This is a genomic window from Dictyobacter formicarum (assembly GCF_016587435.1).
In genome coordinates, this window is the sequence record NZ_BNJJ01000031.1 from 1 (window position 1) to 24,135 (window position 24,135).

At 49.7% G+C, this 24,135-nt stretch carries 23 protein-coding genes and 1 tRNA gene; 12 read left to right on the top strand and 12 right to left on the bottom strand.

The window, feature by feature from the left end:
- The 4 genes from JMI88_RS34515 to JMI88_RS34530 form a co-directional block, all read left to right on the top strand.
- A partial coding sequence (locus JMI88_RS34515; RefSeq protein ID WP_201366583.1) for a RecQ family ATP-dependent DNA helicase occupies positions 1-1,307 on the top strand: 1,307 nt, incomplete at its 5' end.
- A gap of 127 nt (positions 1,308-1,434) precedes the next feature.
- On the top strand, positions 1,435-2,514 hold the full coding sequence (locus JMI88_RS34520) for an ABC transporter ATP-binding protein (protein WP_201366584.1): 1,080 nt from the start codon (positions 1,435-1,437) through the stop codon (positions 2,512-2,514).
- Positions 2,515-2,544: 30 nt separating this feature from the next.
- On the top strand, positions 2,545-3,570 hold the full coding sequence (locus tag JMI88_RS34525; RefSeq protein ID WP_201366585.1) for an ABC transporter ATP-binding protein: 1,026 nt from the start codon (positions 2,545-2,547) through the stop codon (positions 3,568-3,570).
- A gap of 175 nt (positions 3,571-3,745) precedes the next feature.
- Positions 3,746-4,261 carry a vitamin K epoxide reductase family protein gene (locus JMI88_RS34530; RefSeq protein WP_201366586.1) on the top strand — a complete coding sequence of 172 codons (516 nt, stop codon included), beginning with the start codon at positions 3,746-3,748 and terminating at the stop codon, positions 4,259-4,261.
- Here JMI88_RS34530 and JMI88_RS34535 read toward each other — a convergent pair whose 3' ends face one another.
- The gene (locus tag JMI88_RS34535) at positions 4,262-5,059 is read right to left on the bottom strand and encodes an ABC transporter permease (protein ID WP_201366587.1); all 798 of its coding nucleotides are present in this window, start codon (positions 5,057-5,059) and stop codon (positions 4,262-4,264) included.
- 1 nt (position 5,060) lies between these two features.
- Positions 5,061-6,029 carry an ABC transporter ATP-binding protein gene (locus JMI88_RS34540; RefSeq protein WP_201366588.1) on the bottom strand — a complete coding sequence of 323 codons (969 nt, stop codon included), beginning with the start codon at positions 6,027-6,029 and terminating at the stop codon, positions 5,061-5,063.
- 280 nt (positions 6,030-6,309) lie between these two features.
- Here JMI88_RS34540 and JMI88_RS34545 point away from each other — a divergent pair, with 280 nt between their 5' ends.
- Positions 6,310-6,477: a lmo0937 family membrane protein gene (locus JMI88_RS34545; protein ID WP_201366589.1), complete on the top strand. Its 168-nt coding sequence runs from the start codon at positions 6,310-6,312 to the stop codon at positions 6,475-6,477.
- 312 nt (positions 6,478-6,789) lie between these two features.
- Complete coding sequence (guaB, locus tag JMI88_RS34550) at positions 6,790-8,292, top strand: IMP dehydrogenase (protein WP_201366590.1); 1,503 nt, start codon at positions 6,790-6,792, stop codon at positions 8,290-8,292.
- Positions 8,293-8,526: 234 nt separating this feature from the next.
- Here the strand turns inward: guaB and JMI88_RS34555 are convergent, their stop codons facing one another.
- On the bottom strand, positions 8,527-9,063 hold the full coding sequence (locus JMI88_RS34555; RefSeq protein WP_201366591.1) for an N-acetylmuramoyl-L-alanine amidase: 537 nt from the start codon (positions 9,061-9,063) through the stop codon (positions 8,527-8,529).
- 672 nt (positions 9,064-9,735) lie between these two features.
- Here JMI88_RS34555 and JMI88_RS34560 point away from each other — a divergent pair.
- The 4 genes from JMI88_RS34560 (at position 9,736) to JMI88_RS34575 (ending at position 12,209) form a co-directional block, all read left to right on the top strand.
- Positions 9,736-10,101, top strand: coding sequence for a roadblock/LC7 domain-containing protein (locus JMI88_RS34560; RefSeq protein ID WP_201366592.1), 366 nt, complete (start codon positions 9,736-9,738; stop codon positions 10,099-10,101).
- 61 nt (positions 10,102-10,162) lie between these two features.
- Positions 10,163-10,657: a roadblock/LC7 domain-containing protein gene (locus JMI88_RS34565; RefSeq protein ID WP_201366593.1), complete on the top strand. Its 495-nt coding sequence runs from the start codon at positions 10,163-10,165 to the stop codon at positions 10,655-10,657.
- A 15-nt stretch (positions 10,658-10,672) separates the two neighbouring features.
- Positions 10,673-11,248 (top strand): GTP-binding protein, encoded by a 576-nt coding sequence (locus JMI88_RS34570; protein WP_201366594.1) that lies wholly within the window; start codon positions 10,673-10,675, stop codon positions 11,246-11,248.
- Positions 11,249-11,336: 88 nt separating this feature from the next.
- Entirely contained in the window at positions 11,337-12,209 is an 873-nt protein-coding gene (locus JMI88_RS34575; protein WP_201366595.1) for a DUF429 domain-containing protein, read from the top strand.
- 223 nt (positions 12,210-12,432) lie between these two features.
- On the opposite strand, the gene JMI88_RS34580 is transcribed toward JMI88_RS34575, so the two are convergent.
- From JMI88_RS34580 to JMI88_RS34620, 9 genes are all read right to left on the bottom strand, one after another.
- Positions 12,433-14,910 (bottom strand): AMP-binding protein, encoded by a 2,478-nt coding sequence (locus JMI88_RS34580; protein ID WP_201366596.1) that lies wholly within the window; start codon positions 14,908-14,910, stop codon positions 12,433-12,435.
- Positions 14,911-15,130: 220 nt separating this feature from the next.
- Positions 15,131-16,072 (bottom strand): DMT family transporter, encoded by a 942-nt coding sequence (locus tag JMI88_RS34585; RefSeq protein WP_201366597.1) that lies wholly within the window; start codon positions 16,070-16,072, stop codon positions 15,131-15,133.
- Positions 16,073-16,083: 11 nt separating this feature from the next.
- Positions 16,084-16,548, bottom strand: coding sequence for an HAD family hydrolase (locus tag JMI88_RS34590; RefSeq protein WP_201366598.1), 465 nt, complete (start codon positions 16,546-16,548; stop codon positions 16,084-16,086).
- 299 nt (positions 16,549-16,847) lie between these two features.
- A complete protein-coding gene (locus tag JMI88_RS34595; RefSeq protein ID WP_201366599.1) occupies positions 16,848-17,201 on the bottom strand; it encodes a GlsB/YeaQ/YmgE family stress response membrane protein in 354 nt (117 codons plus the stop codon).
- A 173-nt stretch (positions 17,202-17,374) separates the two neighbouring features.
- A complete protein-coding gene (locus tag JMI88_RS34600; protein ID WP_201366600.1) occupies positions 17,375-17,812 on the bottom strand; it encodes a HEAT repeat domain-containing protein in 438 nt (145 codons plus the stop codon).
- 60 nt (positions 17,813-17,872) lie between these two features.
- A complete protein-coding gene (locus JMI88_RS34605; RefSeq protein WP_201366601.1) occupies positions 17,873-18,346 on the bottom strand; it encodes a ribonuclease FAU-1 family protein in 474 nt (157 codons plus the stop codon).
- A 145-nt stretch (positions 18,347-18,491) separates the two neighbouring features.
- Positions 18,492-19,187, bottom strand: a complete 696-nt coding sequence (locus JMI88_RS34610) for a hypothetical protein (protein WP_201366602.1) — start codon at positions 19,185-19,187, stop codon at positions 18,492-18,494.
- A gap of 236 nt (positions 19,188-19,423) precedes the next feature.
- Positions 19,424-21,061: an ABC-F family ATP-binding cassette domain-containing protein gene (locus tag JMI88_RS34615; protein WP_201366603.1), complete on the bottom strand. Its 1,638-nt coding sequence runs from the start codon at positions 21,059-21,061 to the stop codon at positions 19,424-19,426.
- Positions 21,062-21,531: 470 nt separating this feature from the next.
- Positions 21,532-22,356: a sugar phosphate isomerase/epimerase family protein gene (locus JMI88_RS34620; protein ID WP_201366604.1), complete on the bottom strand. Its 825-nt coding sequence runs from the start codon at positions 22,354-22,356 to the stop codon at positions 21,532-21,534.
- A 95-nt stretch (positions 22,357-22,451) separates the two neighbouring features.
- On the opposite strand from JMI88_RS34620, the gene serS reads away from it, so the two are divergent.
- Both serS and JMI88_RS34630 read left to right on the top strand, forming a co-directional pair.
- Entirely contained in the window at positions 22,452-23,792 is a 1,341-nt protein-coding gene (serS, locus tag JMI88_RS34625) for a serine--tRNA ligase (RefSeq protein ID WP_236023195.1), read from the top strand.
- Positions 23,793-23,999: 207 nt separating this feature from the next.
- Positions 24,000-24,082, top strand: a tRNA-Ser gene (locus JMI88_RS34630).
- The last annotated feature ends 53 nt before the right edge of the window (positions 24,083-24,135 follow it).

The window sequence follows — 24,135 nt, forward strand, 5'->3', positions numbered from 1 at the left end:
AGCGAGAGCTCAACTTTCTTTTTCTGGCCCCGGAGCAATTCAATAACGAGCATATGCTTGAGCAAATCAAGGCGGCCCAGCCAGCGCTCTTCGTTATTGACGAAGCTCACTGCATCAGTGAATGGGGGCACGACTTCCGGCCCGAGTATTTGCGCTTGAGTGCTGTGATTCAGGTCCTCGGCCATCCTACTGTAGTTGCCTTGACCGCTACCGCTGCTCCCCTGGTACGTGAAGAGATTATTGAACGCCTGCAGATGAATAATCCGCAGATCGTGGTCCAGGGATTTGACCGACCCAATATCTGGTTGGGAGTTGAAAAATTTCGCGAAGAGGCGGATAAGAAGAAAGCCCTGCTGGAGCGCGTACTGGAAACCGAGCGACCTGGCATTGTCTATACCGCGACGCGCAAGCATGCAGAAGAGATTGCCAGAGCGTTATGTGCGTTGGGCGTCAAAGCCGCTTCTTACCATGCAGGCATGCGTGTAGCCGAGCGTGATCTGGCACAGAAGCAGTTTATGGACGATGGGATTGAGGTAATCGTCGCCACGGTGGCCTTTGGGATGGGTATTGATAAGCCTAACGTACGTTTTGTCTATCACTATGACATCAGTGACTCGCTGGATTCGTACTATCAGGAAGTCGGCCGGGCAGGGCGCGATGGGCTTCCAGCCAGGGCGATTTTGTTCTATCGGACCGAAGATCTGCGCATTCACCGCTTTTTTGCCGGCGCTGGTCGGATTGATATCGACCAGGTTGAGCTGGTGGCCCGCGTGATCCAGGAACAGACCGAGCCGGTAACCCTGCAAGATCTATCAGAAGAAACCCACCTCTCACGTTCAAAGCTAGCTGAAGCATTGACGCGACTGGAAGAGGGCGGAGCGATCACTACATTGCCCACTGGCGAAGTGATGTCCAATGGCATCATCGAGAATATCGACGAGGTGACGCAGGACGCGATGGAGGCCCACCTCTCGCGCCGCGAATTTGATCGTTCACGTATCGAGATGATGCGTTGTTATGCCGAAGTGGGTGACTGCCGGCGCGAATATCTCTTAAACTACTTTGGTGAGAACATGGATAATCCTCCCTGCCATAATTGTGATAATTGCGATGCTGGCATTACCGTCGTCGACATCCTACAACAACCCTTCCCGATCAACACCAAAGTAATGCATAAAAGCTGGGGCGATGGCCTGGTCTTGCGCTACGAAGGTGACAAGATGGTGGTCCTGTTCAATGAAGTTGGCTATAAAACCCTCTTTGTCGATCTGGTGGTGAAGCGCGGCATTCTGGCCTGTTTATCCTGAACCTGTGTTATTCTTTTCTCTTTTTCTGCTAGTCTGGCGTCTCATATGATAGGGGATGTTTTTTTCTCTCGATAGCTCGACCTAAGTCGAAAAGACAATCCGTTGATAACCAAAGGAGACGTATGATTTGAAGGAGTATCTCTTAGATGTACAGGATCTAAAGACCTACTTCAAGACCAGGGCTGGCTACGTGCATGCTGTGGATGGCGTCAGTTTTGCGGTCCAGCCTGGTGAGAAGGTGGCGCTGGTAGGTGAGAGCGGTTGTGGAAAAAGTGTGACAGCTCTCTCGATTATGCGCCTGGTGTCTCAGCCGCCGGGTGAATACATGGGCGGGGAGATCTATTTTGCAGGCCAGAATCTGTTGGATATACCCGAGAAAGCCATGCGTGCCATACGCGGCGGACAGATTGGCATGATTTTTCAGGATCCCATGGCCTGTTTAAATCCCACCATGACGATTGGCAAGCAGATTGCGGAAGGGCTGCGGATTCATCTGAGGTTGGGGAGCAGCGAGGCACGTCAGCGGGCGATTTCGCTGCTGGAACAGGTTGGTATTCCCGATCCTCGACAACGCGTAGATGCCTTTCCGCATCAATTCAGTGGCGGCATGCGCCAGCGCGTCATGATTGCCATCGCCCTGGCCTGCAATCCCCGCCTGCTGATCGCCGATGAGCCAACGACCGCGCTAGACGTAACCGTGCAGGCGCAGATCCTTGAGCTGATCAACGGGGTCTGCAAAGACCTGGGTACCTCATTAATTCTGATTACCCATGATCTAGGGGTAGTGGCAGGTATTGCCGACCGCGTAGTTGTAATGTATGCAGGAAAAGTTGTAGAAGAGGGACCGACCGACGAGCTCTTTGCCAATCCTCGCCATCCCTATACACTGGGCCTCCTCTCCTCAGTGCCGCGCCTGGACGAAGCACGTCAGCAGGAATTGAATACGATTGAAGGATCACCGCCCGATCTTCTGCGGCCACCCACTGGTTGTCCTTTTATGCCTCGCTGCTCCTTTGCACGCGCAGCCTGTCAGGAAATGCCCCCGCTAGAGGCGTTAACCGACCAGCCGGCTCATCGCAAAGCTTGCTGGGCTGATGTGACCGACCCCAAACAGCAGAGTATGGCCCGGCAGCGACAACAGGCGCGACGCCAGGCTTTACAGACGGCATTTCAATCTGCTGGCGAGAAAGTCTCGCAGGGTTCATAGTCATCCATAGGCCGAAAGGAGGGCGTGACGATGGCTGAAACAGTAGTGGGCAATCAGCTCTTGCTAGATGTGCGAAACTTAAAAATGTATTTTCCAGTGACCCGAGGCATTATTTTTCAACGCACCGTCGGGAACGTACGGGCGGTCGATGATGTAAGCTTTAGCATTGAGCGTGGTCGAACGCTGGGCCTGGTGGGAGAAAGTGGTTCCGGCAAAACAACGATTGGCCGTTCGATTATCCGTTTATATAAGCCGACTGCCGGACAGGTACTTTTCGATGGTCAGGACCTGGTGCAGATGGAGAACGATGCCCTATGGAAGATGCGCAAACAGGTCCAGATGATCTTTCAGGACCCTTTTGCTTCCCTCAATCCTCGTTTTACTATTGGCTCGTTGATTGCAGAGCCCATGCATATTTACCAGATGGGGACCAGGCAGGATATTCGGACCAGGACAGAAGAACTGTTGCGCCTGGTTGGTTTACGTCCTGAATATATTGATCGCTATCCCCATGAATTCAGTGGCGGCCAACGTCAGCGAATAGCGGTAGCGCGCGCTCTGGCGCTCAATCCCGAATTAATTATTGCTGATGAGCCGGTCTCCGCGCTCGATGTCTCGGTGCGGGCACAGGTATTGAATCTGCTACAGAGCTTGCAGCGCCGCTTTAATCTGACCTATCTCTTTGTCTCGCATGACCTGAGCGTTGTCCGGCACGTAGCGGACCGTGTGGCTGTCATGTATCTGGGCAGGATCGTCGAACTGGCTGACCGTGATGAACTCTATGTTGCTCCCAAACATCCCTATACGCGTGCCCTGCTATCAGCGGTACCGATTCCTGATCCACACATTGAGAAGAAGCGGCAGCGCATCATCCTGACCGGCGACCTGCCCAGTCCAATGCATATACCGTCGGGCTGCCGTTTTCATACGCGGTGTCCAATGGCACAGAAGATATGTCGCGAAGTTGAACCAGCGTTCGAAGCCAAGGAAGGCCATGAACACTATGCTGCCTGCCACTTTTCCGATCAGGTGACCTCACCTGTCGTGAATGCGTGAGGCAGCCAGTCGCGCCAATGCTCTCTACCGCTGTGAGTTACTCATACATACAAATGTATCGCAGCGGTAGAGAATTCATTGACAAACAGCTGTGCTCAGTTTTATGCTATGCTGAAAGAGCATATTGTATAATGACATTTCATGATAGTTCAACGTGGAAGCCAGTGAGGTTTGCATGACGTATTTTCGTAGCCATGGTGCCCGGTTCACCTATATCATTTTATCGGTTGTCGGCGTTGCCATTTCCATTTATTTAACGATGGCCCACTATGAACAAGTGCCAGTCGTTTGTTCTACCAGTGGTATCATCAATTGCGAACGGGTACTTTCTAGCTCATACTCAGTCGTGCCCGGTACATCCATCCCCATTTCTGTTCCTGGCCTGATCTGGTTCCTGGTTAGCGGCGCATTAGCCTTTGCCGCCTGGAAGATATGGCCAGCGGAGCGCCTGCTCAAAATCATTGAAACGATCTGGTTTAGCACCGGTGTGCTGACCGCTCTTTACCTGGTGTATGTCGAGCTAGTCTATCTGCATAATATTTGCGCCTGGTGTACGGTCCTGCATATTATCATACTGGTGATGTTCCTGGTCGCAGTATTTCAGTTGATGCAGCACCAGCTGCACGACGAAGACTACTATGAGGACGAAGAGGAAGCCGAAATTCCCCAGGTGAGCGGGCGCGCAAATTAATTACTCCCACTTAAAGGTACGAATTGCTGCCAGGAGGATCACGATAGCCCAGAATGCCAGCAGCAAGATTGGATACAACGGGAAGGTACCATGGCTGGACATCGTTTGCTGTAATGCCTGCGTTAGCGCCGAGGCTGGCAGCAACTGGGAAATCGCCGCGATCGGTGCTGGTAGATGGTCCAGCGGCAGAATACCTCCGCCCAGCAAGATAAAGATCAAGAACAGCGCGTTCGCACCGGCCAGGGTCATTTCTGCGCGCAAAGCTCCCGCCATCGCCAGTCCCAGAGCCGCAAAGGTGACTGTGCCCAGGGCGATAGAGAGCAGTGCGAAAGGCAAAGATCCGACCGGGCGCCAGCCATAAAGAGCCGCCGCTACGCCAATCAAAAGTAAGACCTGCACCACTTCAAGGACCAGAATCGAGATGATCTTGGCAATGATCAGTCCACTGCGAGATAGCGGCGAACTGCCCAGGCGTTTGAGCACACCGTAGTAACGTTCATAGGCGGTGGCTATGCCCAGGTTGACCATGCCGGCCGCCATAATGGCGATCGCCAGGATGCCTGGTAGGAGAAATGTAGCTGCATTCTCTCCCTGTCTGACAGGAATAATGCGTAAAGAGGCAAAGAAAATGAGCAGCATCACAGGAATAATCAATGTGACCAGCACATTTTCGCCGCGTCTGCTGGTAAGCAATAATTCAAACTGCGTCTGCTTTAGAATCTGACGGCCCGTCGAGGCCGGCGTATTGTTGCGTGGAACTTGTGTGGTATCTGTAGCTAATGGTGAATGTGTGGCCATGTTAATCTCGCACCTCTGATCCTGTTAAGCGTAAGAAGAGATCCTCCAGTGAGCCGTGGCCTACACGTAGCTCAGAGAGAGTGATTTTCTGTTCCCGTAGCCAGGTGGTCAATTCCACCAGCAGCGCTGGAATATCATCCGACTCAATGATATAACTACCAGCGCGCACCTCTTCAACACTTTTCGCAGCGGGTAACGCCACCAGTTGATTACAATCAAGCCCTTCTGGAGCGACAAAGCGCACAATGTTGGCATGCTGGCCGCCGGTAAGATTGCCTGGTGTATCCAGGGCGATCAACTGACCATGATCGATAATTGCGACGCGATCGGCCAGCCGCTCTGCCTCATCCATCAGATGGGTAGTCAGCAGAATGGTCACGCCACTGCGTTTCAGCTCGCGCACAATCTCCCAGGTCGTCTGGCGCGCCTGAGGATCCATGCCAGCGGTAGGCTCATCCAAAAAGACCAACTCAGGATTGCCCACCAGGGCCACCGCGAGCGCCAGGCGGCGTTTCTGTCCACCCGAAAGTCGGCGGCAGCGTGTTTTGGCCGCGGAGGTCAGCCCCACGCGCTCCAGCAAGGCATCCACGGCCTGAGGTTGCTCATAGTAGCCAGCGAACAGACTGAGCACTTCGCGGGCCGTCAGCGCTGGATAGAGGCCATCCTGCTGCAGCATTACCCCGATGCGCGGTTTCAACGCCTGAGCCTGCCGAATAGGATCGAGCCCAAGCACACGAATCGTACCCTCATCGGGAGCACGATAGCCCTCCAGGGTTTCGACCGTCGTTGTTTTACCCGCGCCATTAGGTCCCAGCAGCGCAAACACCTCGCCAGGCTGGACCTGAAATTGTAAATGATCGACGACGCGATGCGCGCCGTAACTTTTGCTGAAATTCTCAACGACAATGGCCGCACCATCTGATGACTGTGGGTGTACCATTTGTGTCGTTGTCTGCGTATTAGCAGACATAAGAGCTTACTCCTTAATATGTAACCATTTCTTGTACGCAACCTGAAACACAGCGGTTGGGATCGCGTCAGCAAGAAATCAAGAAATCCTTTGTATAAAGTACAGCAGTTTTCGCCAGATGACAAGCTTGGCCTTTCATGACAAGCCTGGCCTTTCAATAGTACATCTATTTTTGCTTGTGAATCGTGTATAAAGTGGTTACATAAAGAATGTTTCCATAAGTCATAAATGGAAAAGACATTATTGTTTGTTTTAACTTTTCTATCAAAGGAGATACATTATGGTTGGTTTACTTTGGGCAGTTGCCGTTGTTCTGTTTATCCTCTGGCTGCTCGGATTTGTCGTTCTGCACGTTTCCAGTGCGCTGATCCACATTCTATTGGTCATCGCCGTTGTAGTTCTTATCTACAACCTGGTTATGGGTTCACGCAGCCGCCGCACCTTATAAACTTTTCTATGCGGGAATACAAACAGAAAAAGCTCTCCTGGATACTTTATGCAAGGAGAGCTTTTTTCTTTATATGCCCTATATGTAATATCATGTCGTAATTATCTTCTGGTGAATAGTGCATATGTCCAGCCAGGCATGGTTATAGATTATCTATTTGACGACGCCCAATTCTAGATGTTACACTATCAAAAATTATAAAGTAGATTTGTCTTATAAGCAGTGCAGGTAACCGCCTGTTTTGCCCGTGAAGGGACCAGTACACGTTAAGAATGTGTGCTGGTGTTTTTTATAAGGAGGATGTCTTAAACCATGTCTCTGGCACAAAACCCGGACTCCTTTGCCCAGAAGTTTGCTAAAGAAGGCCTCACATTTGATGATGTGCTGATTATTCCCGCTGCATCTTCAGTTCTTCCCCGCGAAGTTTCCACCCAGACACGATTCACCCGTACGATATCCCTCAATATTCCGATTGTTAGTGCCGCTATGGATACAGTCACAGAAGCCCGTATGGCCATTGCTCTAGCGCGTGAAGGTGGTATTGGTGTTATACATAGTAATGCGTCCATTGATTTCCAGGCTCAAGAAGTAGATAAGGTCAAGCGCTCTGAGTCTGGCATGATTACTGATCCAATCACTCTGGAACCTGACGCTGCTCTCAATGAGGCGCTCCAGGTAATGGAGCGCTTCCATATCTCTGGTATTCCCATTACCGAACAGGGTAAACTGGTAGGCATCCTGACGAACCGCGACCTGCGTTTCGAAACAAACGTAGAACGTCCTATCTCCGATCTGATGACGAGCGAAAACCTCGTAACCGTTCCTGTTGGTACCACCCTGGAACAGGCCCGTGAAATCCTCCACCATAGCAAAGTAGAAAAATTGCCCGTGGTTGATGAGCATGGCATGCTCAAAGGCCTGATTACCATGAAGGATATTCAAAAGAAAATCTTGTATCCAAACGCCGCCAAAGACGAATTTGGCCGCTTGCGTGTGGCCGCCGCTGTTGGCGTGGGTCCCGATTCACTGGATCGCTGTGCCGCGCTGGTTGAAGAGGGCGTGGACGCGTTGGTAGTGGATACCTCGCATGGACATTCGCGTATGGTTATTGAGCGTGTAGCTCAGATCAGCGATCGTTTCGGCAAGAGGGTCCAGCTGGTTGCTGGCAATGTAGTTACGGCCGAGGCTACCGAGGCCCTTATTCAAGCAGGTGTTGATGCTGTGAAGGTGGGTATTGGCGCGGGCTCCATCTGTACCACACGTATTATCTCCGGTGTGGGTATGGCCCAGATCACCGCGATCTATGACTGTGCCGCCGTTGCCCGCCGCTATAACGTCCCGATCATTGGTGATGGTGGTGTCCAGTATTCTGGTGATATCGCTAAAGCCATCGCCGCTGGTTCTGACAGCGTCATGTTGGGTAGTTTGCTGGCAGGTGTTGATGAGAGCCCAGGCGAACTGATCATTTCCCATGGCGAGCGCTTCAAAGATTACCGTGGCATGGGTTCGATCGGGGCTATGAAACAGAGGAGCTATAGTAAGCACCGCTACTTCCAGGGTGAGGTCGACGAATCAGCACTGATCGCCGAAGGCATTGAAGCACGCGTACCTTATAAAGGTATGTTAGGACCCCTGGTTTATCAGCTGGTTGGTGGCTTGCGCCAGGCCATGGGTTATGCGGGAGCTGCAACCATCAGTGACATGCAGAATTACGCGCAGTTTACACGCATCACCAATGCGGGTCTGCGTGAGAGCCATCCCCATGATGTCATGATCACCAAAGAAGCTCCCAACTACGGCACCAAAAATCGCTAGTAGCGATCAAGCATAATAAAAAAGAAGAGGCATCTCAGAGATGCCTCTTCTTTTTTATCATGCGCCAGACTCTTATCCCTATTGGGGAGATTGGGTTTGCCGCAAGATTGGAGGCGCTTACATTATTGTTATGTGTGGGTACAAACTGCGCGCAGTTTGTACCCACACATAACAATAATGTAAGCGCCGAAGGCGCGTAGAGTCAGGAGCCGCAGGCACAAGAAGTATGCTGCATCAAGCTCGCTCCTGCCTGGAAGAACTCAGGAACTCGAAGAGTTCATCCCAGGGATATGGACCTGGGCAAAAGCTGCGCAGTACGGGGTCCATGGATCGGTGGCCAGTGATGCCTCCGGAAGCATCGGCTTTACGCTTCGGGATCTGATGGCGTTCACAGATATGCTGGATGAGACGAAAACTGGTCTCCTTCTGAACCTCTGTGAGCTCATCAGAGTTGTCGCGGTGAGGCTTTACGTGTTCGATCGAGATGGTGACATTATTGGGATTAATATCGCGCGACCACCAGGGATCGTGGCCATCTGTGATGCCGCCGTTGCCCCAGGCGCCGTCATGCTCACGTACCGATTGGACAATCACGCCATCGCGCCCAATTGTATAGTGTGTGCTCACGTCCGCTCGCTGGAAATAATAGCCGACCTCCTCGGCGCTGGAGAAACCGGCGGTCCCATGCACGATTATCCAGCGAGGCACATGGCCCGCTCGTTGAGGAAAGTAATTTGGCGAAGGTAGCCATAAAGCCTGTGCTTCATCCATTTACAGTCTCCTGTCAAAAAAGTATCTGCTGCCACTGGCAGGCGCGGCCGCTGGCGCCAGCCTGGGGGCGCTGACGCCCTTACAGGTATAGGTTTTTCAGGGGTTGCGCCCCTGAGGTCCCCTGATGCCGCCCTGCGGGTGGCACGGAGAGAGGAGGAGTTGGGGGCACAGCTTGATCATGCCCCCGGCATGCTCGCCAAACCCCCAGTCAAGGGGCTGGCCGCCCCTTGCATCCTCGCTTTCCTGGCGCAAATCTCAAAAACCTATACCTGTAAAGCTCGGACGCCCCCATATCTTTTTATTTATTGTGAAGTACGAAAAATACGCGTATACGCGTATTTTTCGTACTTCACAATAAATAATTTTTTTGAGCGCCGCAGGCGCGAACAGTCAGGTGCCGAAGGCGCGAAACGCATGGTTTCAAACATTCTCAGATGGCATAATTTTAGCATATCTATGTGATTGATTAAAGTAAAATGAGCTGTTACCCTGGTAGAAAAGGAATGCGCGAGCAATAAATGAGAAAGAAACGTTCTCATCGTCATCGTGATTGATCGACATTAGCCAAGATGTCCCATATGATTGCGCGTCAATAGCACATAAGCTAGAATAACTAGGGTCTCAGACTCACTATCAAGAACAAGATGGCAACCAACCAGTGCGGAGGGATGAATGGTTGATTTAAAACAAATGCTAAGCCGCTTTTTATCAGTTCCAGGTGTCCGACAGGCTATCCTGGTTGGCCGCGATGGCCTGATGATCGAAGGTATGTCCCGTGAAGGAAAAGAAGACATAGAAGCGGTAGGCGCGATTGCAACGACAGGTTTTAGCGCCGCTGAGGCATTGGGACAAGAGATAGGGCGGGGAAGTACCGTCGGGTTGCTCTTAGAATATGAAAATGGATTAGTGAGTGTTGATCCCCTGGGTGATTTTGCCTTGTTGGTCACACTATCAGATAATGCCTCGAATATTGGTCGCGTACGCCATCTGGTTAAAGCGAGTCGCAATGAAATTCTTGAGGCCCTAGATATAGCTTAGCACAGCATAAAATGGTGTATTATACCTTATGCCAGACGTGTACACGGAGGGCGGCGCGTCCATGGAACAATTAACAAATCTTATCATTTCTGATCGCGAACTTGCTACAATTTCAACTGTGTTGCTGAAATTGATGAATGATACCAATGCTACATCGGCCATGCTGCTGGATAAAAGTGGTCAGGTTGTTGCGGTGCAAGGCACAGGTACACGTCGCAATGCAACAACACTTGGAGCTTTGCTAGCTGGTGTTTTTTCATCGTCGCGCGAAGTTGCGAAACTCCTGGATGAAAAGGACTTTCGTAATATTTTTCAGCAGGGGGTGCAGGAAAATATCTACACCACCATGGTCGAAGAGCAATGGCTCCTGGTGATAATTTTCGATAAACTAACTCATATTGGCCTGGTCAAAGTTCTTTCGAAGAAAGCTTCTGATGAACTTGGGCGCATTTTGGAACGTGTGCGTACCGATACCACGCGCACCAAATCTTCTGTGCTCAACCTTCAGTTTCGCTCATCTGTTGAAGATACCATCGATCTGCTTTTCCGCGATTAGAGGAACCTGTCTTTTATGGCTCTCATCAACATTGCTACCCATGAGATCCACTGTAAGATTGTGTATTACGGGATTGGATACTGTGGGAAGACGACGAATTTGCAGCACGTGCATAGGAGCATCAACCCCAATGCCCGCGGTGATATGCTCTCTATCGCTACGGAGACAGAGCGTACTCTGTTCTTCGATTTTCTGCCTTTAGACCTTGGAACGGTGCATGGTTTTCGCACGCGTTTCCACCTGTACACAGTGCCGGGGCAAATCCTTTACGAACGCACACGCCTGGCCGTCTTAAATGGTGCTGACGGTATCGTGTTTGTCACGGATTCGCAGGCCGAAAAATTTGAGGAAAATGTCCAAAGCATTTCTGAGCTTGAGATGAATATGCGTCGGATTGGCAAAGACATGACGACATTTCCTCTAGTCATGCAATGGAATAAGCGTGACATGCCCAATGCTCTACCGGTTCCCGTATTGGAGCGCTATCTCAATCGCCGCCGTGTTCCCAGTTTTGAAGCCATCGCGTCCGATGGTCGGGGCGTCTTTGCAACGCTGCGGGCTATTAGCAAAAACGTGATGGCGCAATTATAATATTTATGTCTATTATGTTCTGGTGACAATTACTTAGTAGAAAGGGGGAGAGGATATCGCGCTGCTTGATCCTGGCCTGCAACATATTGTGCCGGCTATTTCTATTTTTGGTCTGGATTTTACCAGTGCCCCCTCTTCCCGCAAACCCATTACCTGTGCTGTATGCCGCCTGGAGGAGACCACCCTCAGCATACAAACATGCCTCTCATTTGCTCAATTCGACACTTTCGAACAATTTTTGCAGCAGCCTGGACCCTGGTTGCTGGCCTGTGATTTTCCCTTTGGGCAACCCCGGCAGTTAATCGATAATCTCGGCTGGCCCCGGTCCTGGCCCGATTATGTAGCTACCGTACATTCGATGGGCAAGGCCCTCTTCAATCAGACCATGATTTCTTATAGCAGGAAGAGGCCGGCTGGCGAAAAATTGCATTTGAGGCTAGCCGACAAGCTAGCTGGTGCTATCAGTCCAATGATGATGTACCGGGTCCCGGTCGGGAAGATGTTCTTTGAGGGCGCGCCGCGTCTGCTACAGTCCGGCGTAAGTGTGCTTCCCTGCTATCCACGAGCAGATGAGCGGCTGGTTGTAGAAGGCTATCCCGCCCTGGTCGCACGGCGCTGGTTAGGGAAACGTAGCTACAAAAGCGATGAGCGGGCTCGCCAGACGTTAGAGCACCGACAGGCTCGGCTGGAGCTGGTTGAGGCAATCTGCTCTCCCGCTTTGCGCACGATATATGGTGTGCAGGTGCAACTGGCAGCGAACATGCGCGAGCGACTGATTGATGACCCAATGGCCGATCAGCTTGATGCGGCCCTTTGTGCGATCCAGGCAGCCTGGGCCTATGGTCAGCGTCATCAACACTATGGTATCCCGTCGGGATTTGAATTAGATGGCTGGATCGTGGATCCATTACTCCTCCAACTTTTCGGAACCGAATACGGCAAAAATGGAATGGCTCGTTAGCCAGGGGTCGAAGACACGAACAGCATGCTATTCGTGTCTTCGACCCCTGACGGTTCGCGCCTACGGCGCTCAAAACGTTTTATGGTTTGTTGCAGAACGTGCGCATCCGCGCACGTTCTGCAACAAACCATAAAAAGAGAATGGGGACGTCAGCGCCCCCTGGCTGGCGTGTCATCGGGATCGGATAGTGGTGTTAATGAAACACGCTCACAGCACTTTTCATCTATAGTTCTATCATCGCTTGTCGTATTTTCTGCATCGCTAGTTCTAGCGACGACTGTTTTGAGAAGATCATAGGCTCTCCTATTTTTACCCATATGCGCTTTCTTTTCTTGGGAATATTTTCAAGTAGCGCCGCGTCCATTGGAGGAAATATTTCCCGGTAAGAAGGATCAATTTTAATGGGTACAACAGGAGCATGCATATGCGTAGCAATAAAGCCGATGCCAGACTTAAATGGCTGCAATGTGCCATCCTTAGAAATGCCGCCTTCGGGAGCGATTAATATCGAAAAGCCGTTATCCAGAAATTCTCCCATCAGTTCAAACGAAGCTTTGATATTATGCCTGGTATCAAAAGGAAAGCCACCACCCCAAAACTCCACAAAAAATTGCCTCCACTCTTGCCATAAATCCTGCGTGGCAGCTATGACCAGCTTGCGACGTATAGATAATGGTAAAGCACGCAACACACACACTGCATCCATAATCCCCATGTGGTTGAAGTAAAAGATCGCTGGCAGCTCTAAATTAACCAGGTTTTCTTTTCCGCTGATTTCCAGTGGAACAAACAGGGAGTGGAGCGGGAATATCAGCATGGTTTGTAGCAAAACTCGCGTACGTACAAGCAAAGGTGTGTAATTTAAAGCATGAAACGGGGGTCCCTCAGGTACAACTTCCGCGTTTTCAATGAGTTCTCTTAGCTGCGAAACCGTAGTGTGCTCAGTAATCTCTGTTTCTGCAACCGTCACCCCTAAATCCTGTTCAATTAAAGAGAGCAGTTCAACCCTTTGTAACGAGTCCAGTGCCAGATCAGTTGTTAAAACATCTGTTTCTTTGATCCGCGACACTGGGATTTTTTTGCTTTGAGCGATCAGCGAGCGGAGCTTGTCGTCTTCTGATATCTGCACCGCTGCCAACGTTTCTTTGCGTCCCTCAATCGCGTTGGCAACTTTCCGGCGATCTATCTTTAGAATAGGAGTCCGTGGAAAATCATCGTGTCTCCACAAACTCCATTCCAAAATTTGCTCGTGGGAAGAAAGTTTTTGGTTCACTTGCCGCACAATCTCATCCAGTTCTTGCGGATACCTGGTGATTATGGCAGCGTGTACTCTTTCCCCTTGCTCTCTTTGTACACCAACTACACAGGATTCGAGCACAAGCGGATGGGCGTTCAGCTGGTTCTCAATATCTTCTGGATAAACCTTCTCGCCTCCGGGTAAAACAATTCTCAATGCTTCGCGGCCAGTTATATACAGGTATCCCTCTGCATCAAAACTTCCGATATCGCCCGTTCTATACCATCCTTCAGTAAAGGCCTGCTGCGTCTTCGGCATATCTTGAAAATAGCCAGCAGATACGTTCGGACCTCGGGCAATAATTTCATGTGTTGTAGGATTGATCTGTATATGTGTTCCTGGCAACGCTTTTCCCACTGACCCTTGACGTTTCGCAAACGGGGTATTGATGGTCAAAACGGCGGTGGTCTCCGTAGCTCCATATCCTTCATAGATCACAATGCCAGTATTTTCCCACTTTTGGGCGAGCTTGCTGTTTAATGGCGCAGATCCGCAGCCGAAAAATTGGAAATGTTTCCCCAGCCGTTGCCGGAATGGATAAAAAATACACCTTCGCAAGCGTATGGGAAGCAATGAAGCGATGCTTTGAAGCATTGACCATATTCTTTGCGCACCGCTTTTCTCTATTTCACGTTCGATGCCGGTCATAAGTAGTTGCAGAAATTGCGGAACAACGAAGGCGGTAGTAATCCTATGCTTTCGCAGTGTGCTAATAATGGTGGCCGGGTTTATGCGTTCAAGGTAGGTCACGGCACTGCCAAATTGGAAGACCGCCAAAAGATCAACCACCTGTTCAAATGCATGAGAAAGTGGTAAGAGCGACAGCGTTCTATACTTTTGTTTAAATGGGAACGTCTGGCACAGAGCGGACACATTGGCTAAAAAATTGCGGTGGGTCAACTGCACCCCCTTTGGGGTGCCTGTCGTACCGGACGTAAAGGCGATTTCTGCGAGATCATCAGGAGCTACTTCGGGAGCCTCCTCAAGTTCGGGTAATGGCTGCACCAGCTCAATCAAATCTTCAAGATAGCAGGTATGTGCTACTGGAGGTGGAAAACTGCCCGCTATAATCTTGCTTTTAAAACCAAATTTACAGCCAGCGGTAGCTATAAACAACTGGCGCGTTTCTTCAGTTGTGCGGATGTCAATTGGCACGACTATTATGCCAAGTATCCAGCAGGCGAAATACAGAATGGGATATTCGGGCATATTTGGCGCCCAGATGACAACTGTATCACCCTTTTTTAGCCCGTATGATTTCAAGAGAGTGGCGGTTTTTAAAGCAAGGGAGTGGACATCAGCGAAGCTAAATTTTTCTGTCCGGAAGCCTCGTTTGATTTCATATGCGATGCGTGCATTATGCTGGAGTGAATATGTTCTGAGAAATTGCCCCAGATTGTTCATGAGTATATCTCCTCTGGAACGCATTCCAAATAAATAAATAAAAATGTAGCGGCAGATAACCTGTTGGCAAAGCTAGCGATTGTTTTTTTGTAACGGCCGCATGGTCATCCACTCTCCTGAACTGTAAGAAGACTACCTATCAACTATTACAATACCATCTCGAATACCATCTCGGTGGCCATACACTATAAAAAATCGACATGATAGTTGATATTGGAGACTAGAGTAGTACGCTGATGATGCCCCCGAGCGTCACCAATACCCCGATTACAGTCATCAGGGACGGTATATCATGGAGAAAGATGACGCTCAATATAATGCCCATAGTCACTTCCTGAGTCGCGATCAGGTTGGCATAAGTGGCGTGAACTCTACGCAAGGCGGCGTTGTAGAGGGTATGTCCCAGTCCCAGGGGGAAGATGCCAAGCGCACAGACCGCAGCAATGGCTGGCAGGGGGTAGGTGTGTTTAAAGGCGAAGAATAGTGTTACTGGCAATAGCCAGAGGGCAGCCAGGCCATAGACGTGTGTCGTATAGCGAAACAGAGGATGGCGCTCACGCTCACTACGTCCCACGATGGAATAGATGCCATAGCAGAGTCCTGACAGTAGGGCCAGGCCATCGCCCAGGACCATACACTGTCCATTGAGTGAGCAACTGGTATAATGTGGCTCAAAGCCAGCCATAATGGCGACACCCACCACCGCGATTAACATACCTAGCAACTTACGCAAGGGCAGCGACTCACGCAGAAAAAGGGCCGAAAAGAGCGTCACAAAGATCGGCGAGGTATAGGTCAAGGCCAGGCTATGGGCGGTTGTTGTATAGTTTAGCGAGGCGATATAGGAAAAGAAATGCAGCGCTGTTACCAGTCCGTAGAGGAGAAAACGTGGAAACTCCTGCAAACGGATGCGCATTTTTTGTCGCGCCAGAAAGCCCAGTACCGCCACCAGCAGCGCCGCAATGGCCAGGCGCCAGAAAGCGATCTCAACCGCGTGAAAAGGTTGCGACCAACGAATAAAGACCGGACTGGTCGCGAAAAATAAAACGGCCACCACAACATACAGCAATCCCCCGCGCTGCGTTGAGACTGAAGGTCCCTGCGGTGAAGTGTCATGTTGAGTGTGTTTGTCCATAGAGCCAGTTGATTTCGCTTTCATCATCGCGATTCTATTTAGCCACGTAGGGTAGCGATCAGACGATCAGGTTTCAAGAGGAGATCCATCGCCTGCAGAGGTCCGGCCGCAACGATATCGGCCCCCTGCAGTGTTTTAGTGGCTATTCCCTCAGGAGTCACGATGACAACTCCAATTGCCGCCAGGCGTAGCATACTGGCATCATTCACTCCATTGCCAAAAGCAATCACAGAAGCTGGCCCTAGATTCTGGACGTAGCGCATCTTTTCATCGCCACGATGTATCTCATGGATGGGAAAGCCTAGCATGCTTTGAATGGCTGCCAGATTGCCATAGGTGTTAGCAGTGACCAGGTGGATGGTAATGTGTTCTGAAAGCTTCTGTAGTTTTTCGCCTGTTCCCTGAATCGGCGTACCATCTACGGCGAGGGTACCATTCACATCAAAGACTGCGTGTTGCAGCTCAATCACACCTCTTTGGGGAATATCAATTCTAATAGCCAAGTGCTTACTTCTCCCTCAATTATTGATTTTGTCTAAGCATAACGTACCGAAGGACTGCGTGCAAGTTCTAAATAATCTGATGTAAGCTACGTTGCCGTTACTACGCTCGATAATGTTGGCACGAAGGCAAGTGGTTTTCAATACCTATATAAGTATACGTTACAAAAATGATGAAACGCCAGAAACAATATTCTAACGTTTCATCATTTTTCAAGGATTAGGGTATAGATTATACGTTCTTTGAGTGGAACTATGAAGCTTACGCTTCGATCAGATGTAAAGTGAGATATGTCATAGAGCTAGAAAAAGCGGCGGCGACGGCGTGGGCGACGCACATAGCTGCTACGGCGATGATAGTAGCGTTCGTAGCTCGGACGATAAACGCGGCGATAAGCCAGCCCACTCCAGAGAGCTACAAAGATAGCGGCTACCAACAACGATGTTAGCAAAGGAGCCCCTCCGATATAGAGATCATTTGAGAAGTGCAGGCCTAGCAGCCCCACCACAATGATCATACCAATAAAACCGATAATGGTTGCGCCAAGGATACCATCAGGGGCGCGACGGCGAGCTATCATTTCACCAATAAAGCCACCGATTAAAGCGATAATCAGCCAGACGATGAAATCTCCAATCGTAAAATTGAAGTGCATATACTAACCTCCTTGTCGGCTTGTTTATATAATTCCAGTTGTTTTTAGTACGTATTGTCTAGCTTTTTCGCTTCAATCGACTAAAAGATTAAGCTGGAAAAGAACAAGCTGGTTGGGATTGCGTAGATCCACGCAATCCAACACATAGAGGAAGTAGTTTAATGTACTGGCTCTCAACTAATAGCGTACAGGCGCGGAGATTGTGTTCTCAACATCTCTTTGGTGACGCCCATACCTGCCAGTGTCAAAGCAGCTGAGAGGCGAATCGCCCGTGAACAGTGTGGTTGCTGAGAGAGTTTCTGTAATAGTGGAATCGCGAACGAGTCCTGTAGTTGTGTTAAAAGCCAAACGACTGCCTCGCGTTCAACGGCATCAGTGCGCTGGAGTGAACGGACAAGCTGTGTGGTAAAGTGTTTGCCATATTGAGCCCGGCATAGGTGCAGGCGATAATGGAGATCACTGGTTGAAAGGGTACTATTATTGGTCAGGTCAATTAACTCGTGGATCTTACTGTGAAGATTTTTACGAGACTCAAGCTCTACAACGTTCCAATTGGCATCTTCCTGTGCGAGTTTGACAGATTGGAGCGGCCTGGCGTCCCATCTTTCCATCAAGATATGTCCTTTCAGGGCATTGGTCTGGCCCTTGCTGCTGATAAAACAAACAACTTGCTATGAATATTCAGCCAGGCTAGAGAATACCTCCTGGCGATTTTCCACCATCTGTAGAAGTGCCTGCAAGCCCTGGCGGGCACCCTGACGCTGGCTGGTAGTGAGCATTGCAGCCATGGTAAACTCATCTTCATCGAGTAGCAATGGAATGCCACTGACATCTACCCACACATCCAGAAAAAGATCCACCTGTTTAATACAGGTCTCCCGGATGCGTGCCGGTTCAGCAATATTGCAGTACCAGCCTTTGCGCCGCCCATCTTTATGTGTGATATCAAAGATATTGAACCAGCGATCCGCATAATAATACTCGACAAAACGATCTCCAGGCTCAAAACGCGTATATCCCAGATCGCGTTCCGCCATCGTCCAGCTAGCCTGAACGACGATCTCCCGAGATGACTGTTTAAGCACATCGCCGCTATAGCGAATCTTTTCAGCCCCCAGGGGATCGAGTTTAATAACGGTAATCATAGTTCCTCTCGACATACAAACGACACACATCCGATGAACAACTGTTTGCTGCAAACAGTTTATAGTGTAGCCCAAATCTATCTAATATTCAATGTCTAAAGAACGTTTCTAAGGCCAAAACGTTCCGACTGTTTATTCTTCGGGCCTAACGCGTCAGCTTTTTAAAATCTATTGGTCCACGCGAATCCAATCCAAAGCGCCAGGCATCCCTTGTCTGTTTGCGATAAGCCTCTGCAATTTCCTCTGTCGAGAGCTCAGGGTGTTCATCGGGATTGTGCTGACGGGCTATCAGATAGATGATGAGTGTTGCCAATAAAATACAGGCGCCGATACCTGCCAGAATACTCGCAATGCTCCAGTGATTCTCAAAATACGATTGTGGGTGGCTCTGATATTGATACGTATCAAATGAATCGACTGCATGGCCTTGCTGATCCAGGATTACCAATTTAAGGATCTGATGACCTGTGCCAGTGAGGGAACCTCCGTCAGATAATTGCATATTAACGTTCTGGGAACTATCATCATAAACTAAAGAGAGCCTGGCGTGTGCAATATCCTGCTCAGAAAAATAGGAAGAGAAGTCAGTTAGTTTGGCCGTAAAGATCAGGCCAGTGTTGACATCCCGAATATAGTACTCTACTGCATCCGTGTTAGAATAGAGCTGATAACGGATGACATCTGCACTCTGGTACGAGACCATATGCGAGTTGAACCCATATATCAGTCCACCAATTAAAAAAGCGGAACCCATGATAATCCTGCCTACATGGGTGAAGAAGAGATAGACTACAATGCGAAATGCTGCATCGCCACTTCTATTTCTAGGTCTGAAGAACATAAATACACTACTTCCTTGTAAGCTTATATAAAGGACAATAAAGATACAAAAGCAATACACGACCAAAGAAATTTATGCATATGAAAACTCATCAATGATAGAAGACGTTTGGAGTTAGCTAGCTATAACAATTTAGTCATAGAGGAAGGAGAATTAATAGGTATTTAGTAGTATAGTGAGGGAAACAGAAGACAGAGGAATAAAAAAAGCACTCCTCTGTCCTTCTGATGCTGTATTTATGCGCACTGTTGTTTCTCGCTATAGTACGAGAAGTTGCCAGGATAGACGCGCAAGGTACGGTCAGATTCGATGGCGATGATTTTGGTCGCCAGCTTGTCTAGAAAGTAGCGATCATGCGAGATCATCAGCAGGGTGCCATCAAACTGCTGCAGGGCGGTTTCCAGCACCTCGACGGATGGTATATCCAGGTTATTGGTTGGCTCATCGAGCAAGAGAAAATTGGCCTCGGTCAGCATCAGGCGAGCGATCTGCAAACGGCTTTTCTCGCCGCCGCTGAGATTTGCAATCGTATTGTGCATATCTCGATAAGAGAAGAGCAGACGGTGCAGCAGTGCAATGGCCTGTCCTTCACTCATATTTTTCAGCCTGGTTACAAACTCGATGGGTGTACTGGCGAATGGCAACGTCTCCTGTTCCTGTGAATAATAGCCTGGAATAATACTGGGGCCAATGCGCACCTCACCCTGCTGCATCGGCAACAGCCCAAGCAACGTTTTCATTAACGTCGACTTGCCGCTGCCATTTTCACCCACGATGCCGATCCGTTCGCCGTGCATGATCGTCAGATCAAAGGGCTTGCACAGCACCTGGCCAGCAATGGTGAGTTCCAGGTTTTTAATTTCCAGCACCTTCTTACTGCTGCGCTCAGGGTCTAGCTGAACCTTCATTTTGTGGCGAACGAGCACGGGCTTCTCGGCCAGATCCTCTTTAATACGCGCAATACGTTTCTCCATATTGTGCATACGGCCCGCAAATTTAACATTTATCTTCGCCCACTCGCGCAACTGCACCAGGCTGGCTTCCAGGCGTTTAATTTCATCCTGCTGTGTCAGATAGTACTCATAGCGCTGTTGCAGACGCAACTTGCGCTCCTGCACATATGTCGTGTAATTTCCTATATACACATCGATAGCACCATCTTCCAGTTGGAAAATCTTGTTGACAGTATGATCCAGCAAATGGCGATCGTGTGAGATAATCACAACCGCACCCGGATAGTCCTGGATATACGCCTCTAGCCATTCTTTGGCCTGCATATCCAGATGGTTATCAGGCTCGTCCAATAGGAGCAGGTCAGGGGTTTGCACCAGGATACGAGCCAGGTTGACCAGCTTCTTCTCGCCACCGCTGAGGGTACCAACCAACTGATCATAATCGGCATCTTTAAAACCCAGGCCGGTCAACACGGCTTTGGCCTTATGCTCCACCATATAGCCACCCAGAGCCTCAAAGCGCTCCTGGGCTTTGCCATAGGCCTCAAGTACCTTCTCCAGTGCGTCGGGATCACCACAGACATCGGGATCGGCCATCTGGCGCTCCAGGCGATGCTGATAGGCCAGGTGGTCGGCAAACTCCGCCGATACTTCCTGAACAACCTCAAAGATCGTCTTTGAATGCTGTCGCGGATCAATCTCCTGTGAAAGATGGCCTATCGTCAAACGGCGCTTGCGCGAAATGGTCCCTTCAGTAGGAGTATCCAGATCAGCCATCAAGCGGAGCAGGGTTGATTTGCCACAGCCGTTCTCACCCACCAGGCCGATACGTTCGCCGGTGAGAACCTCTAAATCCAATTGATCAAAGACAGCGTTGCCAGCATAATCCTTGCTGACCTTAGAAAATTGCACTAATAACATCGTAGCTTCCTTCTGAAAAAAGGTGAGGCAGCACACAACCCGGTGAGGATGGGCTGCATACGGATAGAGAGTACGTAAGACAGCGTTACCATTGGAGGTAGAACCTGGCCATCAACTGCAGAGGAAGACGATGAGATGATGGGTAGCGTAAGAGCACAGATCAGGCAGGAGAGGAGCACGGACAGGAAGAAACGAACCTACGGTCTACATGAGGTGGGACCGTACGTCATCCACGACATCAGCACTGCTTTCCGCCGCATAAGCGATGTACCAGGCTTATGCGGCGCGCACATGCGTAATGGCTTTATAGGGGTAGTGATAAGCCAAAAACTGAGCAATCTTATCTTGCTCGGCGCGGCAAATAAGTTCATTCTGCATAACATAATAAGCATACCTGATCCATAAGCGGCTGTCAAGCAAAAAATGTTTCTATTGCCTATAGATCAGATATGGGAAATAGCATACGACAATTACCAGAGAAAGCGGCGAATAAAATTCAAGCTGTCGTGCAACTGATCTACATGCACCTCGCCATCGATCGTGACGGCTGGAGATTCGAGGCTCAGATTGCCGCTGAAGCCACTCTGTTTGAGCCGGCTGAAGAAGCTGGCAAAATCTATATTACCTTCTCCAGGATGTAAATAACGACGTTTGCCATCGACAAAAGGTTGTCCATTAGAATCTTTAATATGAACATGATGAGTGCGATCATCCTGCCAGAGCCAGGATGCATCAAAGACTTGCTCCAGCTGATTATAATTAGCTAGAAACTCGGTGTCCAGGCCAAAATGACAGCGTGCATCACGTTCAAACGCTCGGTGCAGGTTCGTCAGAGGATCAAAATGGCGGCCCGGAATACTCTCGAGAGCCAGCTCTACACCATAGCTTAAAGCGATATCATAACACTTATCAAGCAAAGCTAAATTATTATCCAGATTATCATCTAATTCGGGCCAGTTCCACAGATGGAGTACCAGTATCCGGCAACCGAGTAAGCTAGCAAGGCGACAATTTTCAGCCAGCAGGTGTACGCCCCGCTCGCGTTCTACAGGATCAGGTTGTCCCAGGGCCGTACCGATATTCTTCTCAGTATGCATGGCTGGAAAGCGCAAGCCCGTGCGCTGCAACTCACCGGCAATCTCCTCAATATGTGTATACCAGGATGGATAAAACATAACTTCAAAGCCGTCGGCATCTAATAAAGGACCATACTTGACAATGGCTTTATAGCCAGTAAGATCAGGGTAGCGACTAAAGACACCTGTAGAACAGAGTAATTGTATAGATTGGCTCATATGGATTTCTTTTCATCTCCTCATGGATATAGAGAGTCAGGATTCCTTGCCATTGTATGCACCGCAAGAGATAATACGCAACAGGGATCATTTTTTTGGCGTTAGAGAGTACCAAAAAGCAGCTAAAGCGCCTGCGTTATGCTATACTACACTATATGCTGAGCCTGGATTTTGTTTGTCAGCATCCCGATGTTGTGCGGGATGCGCTACAAAAGCGCGCTGAGACGCGCAATATTGATGAGATATTGCTGCTAGCCGAGCAACATAAAAAACTGGCCACGCAGCGTGACGGTCTCTACGTGACGTTGAAGCAACAAAGAGAGGCCGTTCGTACCGTGCCCATCGATCAACGTACCGGGCTCAATAAGAGTATCAAAGCGTTAGCAGAAGAAATCAGCAAGCTTGAGCTACAGAAAGCGGATCTCGATACACGCCTGCACATGTCGCTGCTTAACTTACCTAACTTACCCCACCAGAGCGTACCGGTCGGTAGTGCAACATCTCCTGATGAAATCGTTTTAAAGTGGGGAGAGCCAGCTAATCCGCAACAACTGCACTTTGAACTGCAACCTCACTGGGTACTGGCAGACCAGTTAAGGTTAATCGACACCGACATGGGCTCACGTATTGCCGGCAACCGCTTTATCGTGCTCAAAGGTGATGGTGCGCGGCTAGAGCGAGCACTGATCTCTTTTATGTTAGATATACACACCCGTGAACATGGGTATACCGAGATCATGCCACCGCAATTAGCGCGCCGCTCAGTCATGATCGGAGCCGGCCAGCTGCCCAAATTTGAAGACCAGGCCTATGTCTGCAATGAGGATGCGCTCTATCTCAATCCAACCGCTGAGGTGCCGCTTATTGGCATGCACAGCAACAGCACACTCTCTCACGCACAACTGCCTTTACGTTATGTCGCCTGGACGACCGCCTATCGCCGTGAAGCAGGTTCAACTTCGCGTCAGACGCGTGGCCTGCTAAGGCTCCATCAATTCAACAAGGTTGAATTGTTTCAATACACAGAGCCACAGCACTCATACGTTCAGCTCGAGCAGATGCGTCAGCACGCAGAAGTGATCCTGCAAATGCTAGAATTGCCCTACCGCGTAGTCGTTCTCAACAGCGCAAACTTACCATTTGCTGCCGCCAAAACCTTTGACCTTGAAGTGTGGATGCCAGGCATCAAAGAATATGTAGAGGTTTCATCTATCAGCAACTGTGAAACCTTCCAGGCCCGGCGAGCCAACATAAAATATCGTCCAGGCAACCATGCGCGGCCAGGCTATGTACACACCCTGAATGGCTCCGGCCTTGCCGTCGGACGTACTATGGCCGCCATCCTGGAAACCTATCAACAAGCAGATGGCTCAATAGTAGTTCCAAAAGTCCTACGCCCTTACATGGGCACATCTATACTTGCTCAATCTACGTAGTCCTTTAAAAGGGTTAAGCATTTATTTAAGTCAATATGGAGGCCAGAAAAGTGGAGACGCAAGGGGCGACAGCTCCTTGACTGGGGGATGGGGATACAGCTTCCCCCCAAACAAGGGAGCAGCAATTTTAAGAAATATTCACAATATTTCTTAAAATTGCGAAAAAACCCCCTTCACAAGTTGGCACAGTTGTGGTATATTATCTGCGGAAGGATGGCAGAGTGGTCTATTGCGGCTGTCTTGAAAACAGCTGGGTGAGAGCCCCGGGGGTTCGAATCCCTCTCCTTCCGTACTAGAGCAGATATATATACATCTGCTCTAGATTTGTCTTTACGAACTTTTG

Coding starts and splice junctions, on each gene's coding strand:
- JMI88_RS34525 (WP_201366585.1), top strand. CDS start 2,545: ATGGCTGAAACAGTAGTGGGCAATCAGCTCTTGCTAGATGTGCGAAAC.
- JMI88_RS34530 (WP_201366586.1), top strand. CDS start 3,746: ATGACGTATTTTCGTAGCCATGGTGCCCGGTTCACCTATATCATTTTA.
- JMI88_RS34535 (WP_201366587.1), bottom strand. CDS start 5,059: ATGGCCACACATTCACCATTAGCTACAGATACCACACAAGTTCCACGC.
- JMI88_RS34540 (WP_201366588.1), bottom strand. CDS start 6,029: ATGTCTGCTAATACGCAGACAACGACACAAATGGTACACCCACAGTCA.
- JMI88_RS34545 (WP_201366589.1), top strand. CDS start 6,310: ATGGTTGGTTTACTTTGGGCAGTTGCCGTTGTTCTGTTTATCCTCTGG.
- guaB (WP_201366590.1), top strand. CDS start 6,790: ATGTCTCTGGCACAAAACCCGGACTCCTTTGCCCAGAAGTTTGCTAAA.
- JMI88_RS34555 (WP_201366591.1), bottom strand. CDS start 9,063: ATGGATGAAGCACAGGCTTTATGGCTACCTTCGCCAAATTACTTTCCT.
- JMI88_RS34560 (WP_201366592.1), top strand. CDS start 9,736: ATGGTTGATTTAAAACAAATGCTAAGCCGCTTTTTATCAGTTCCAGGT.
- JMI88_RS34565 (WP_201366593.1), top strand. CDS start 10,163: ATGGAACAATTAACAAATCTTATCATTTCTGATCGCGAACTTGCTACA.
- JMI88_RS34570 (WP_201366594.1), top strand. CDS start 10,673: ATGGCTCTCATCAACATTGCTACCCATGAGATCCACTGTAAGATTGTG.
- JMI88_RS34580 (WP_201366596.1), bottom strand. CDS start 14,910: ATGAACAATCTGGGGCAATTTCTCAGAACATATTCACTCCAGCATAAT.
- JMI88_RS34585 (WP_201366597.1), bottom strand. CDS start 16,072: ATGATGAAAGCGAAATCAACTGGCTCTATGGACAAACACACTCAACAT.
- JMI88_RS34595 (WP_201366599.1), bottom strand. CDS start 17,201: ATGCACTTCAATTTTACGATTGGAGATTTCATCGTCTGGCTGATTATC.
- JMI88_RS34600 (WP_201366600.1), bottom strand. CDS start 17,812: ATGGAAAGATGGGACGCCAGGCCGCTCCAATCTGTCAAACTCGCACAG.
- JMI88_RS34605 (WP_201366601.1), bottom strand. CDS start 18,346: ATGATTACCGTTATTAAACTCGATCCCCTGGGGGCTGAAAAGATTCGC.
- JMI88_RS34610 (WP_201366602.1), bottom strand. CDS start 19,187: ATGTTCTTCAGACCTAGAAATAGAAGTGGCGATGCAGCATTTCGCATT.
- JMI88_RS34615 (WP_201366603.1), bottom strand. CDS start 21,061: ATGTTATTAGTGCAATTTTCTAAGGTCAGCAAGGATTATGCTGGCAAC.
- JMI88_RS34620 (WP_201366604.1), bottom strand. CDS start 22,356: ATGAGCCAATCTATACAATTACTCTGTTCTACAGGTGTCTTTAGTCGC.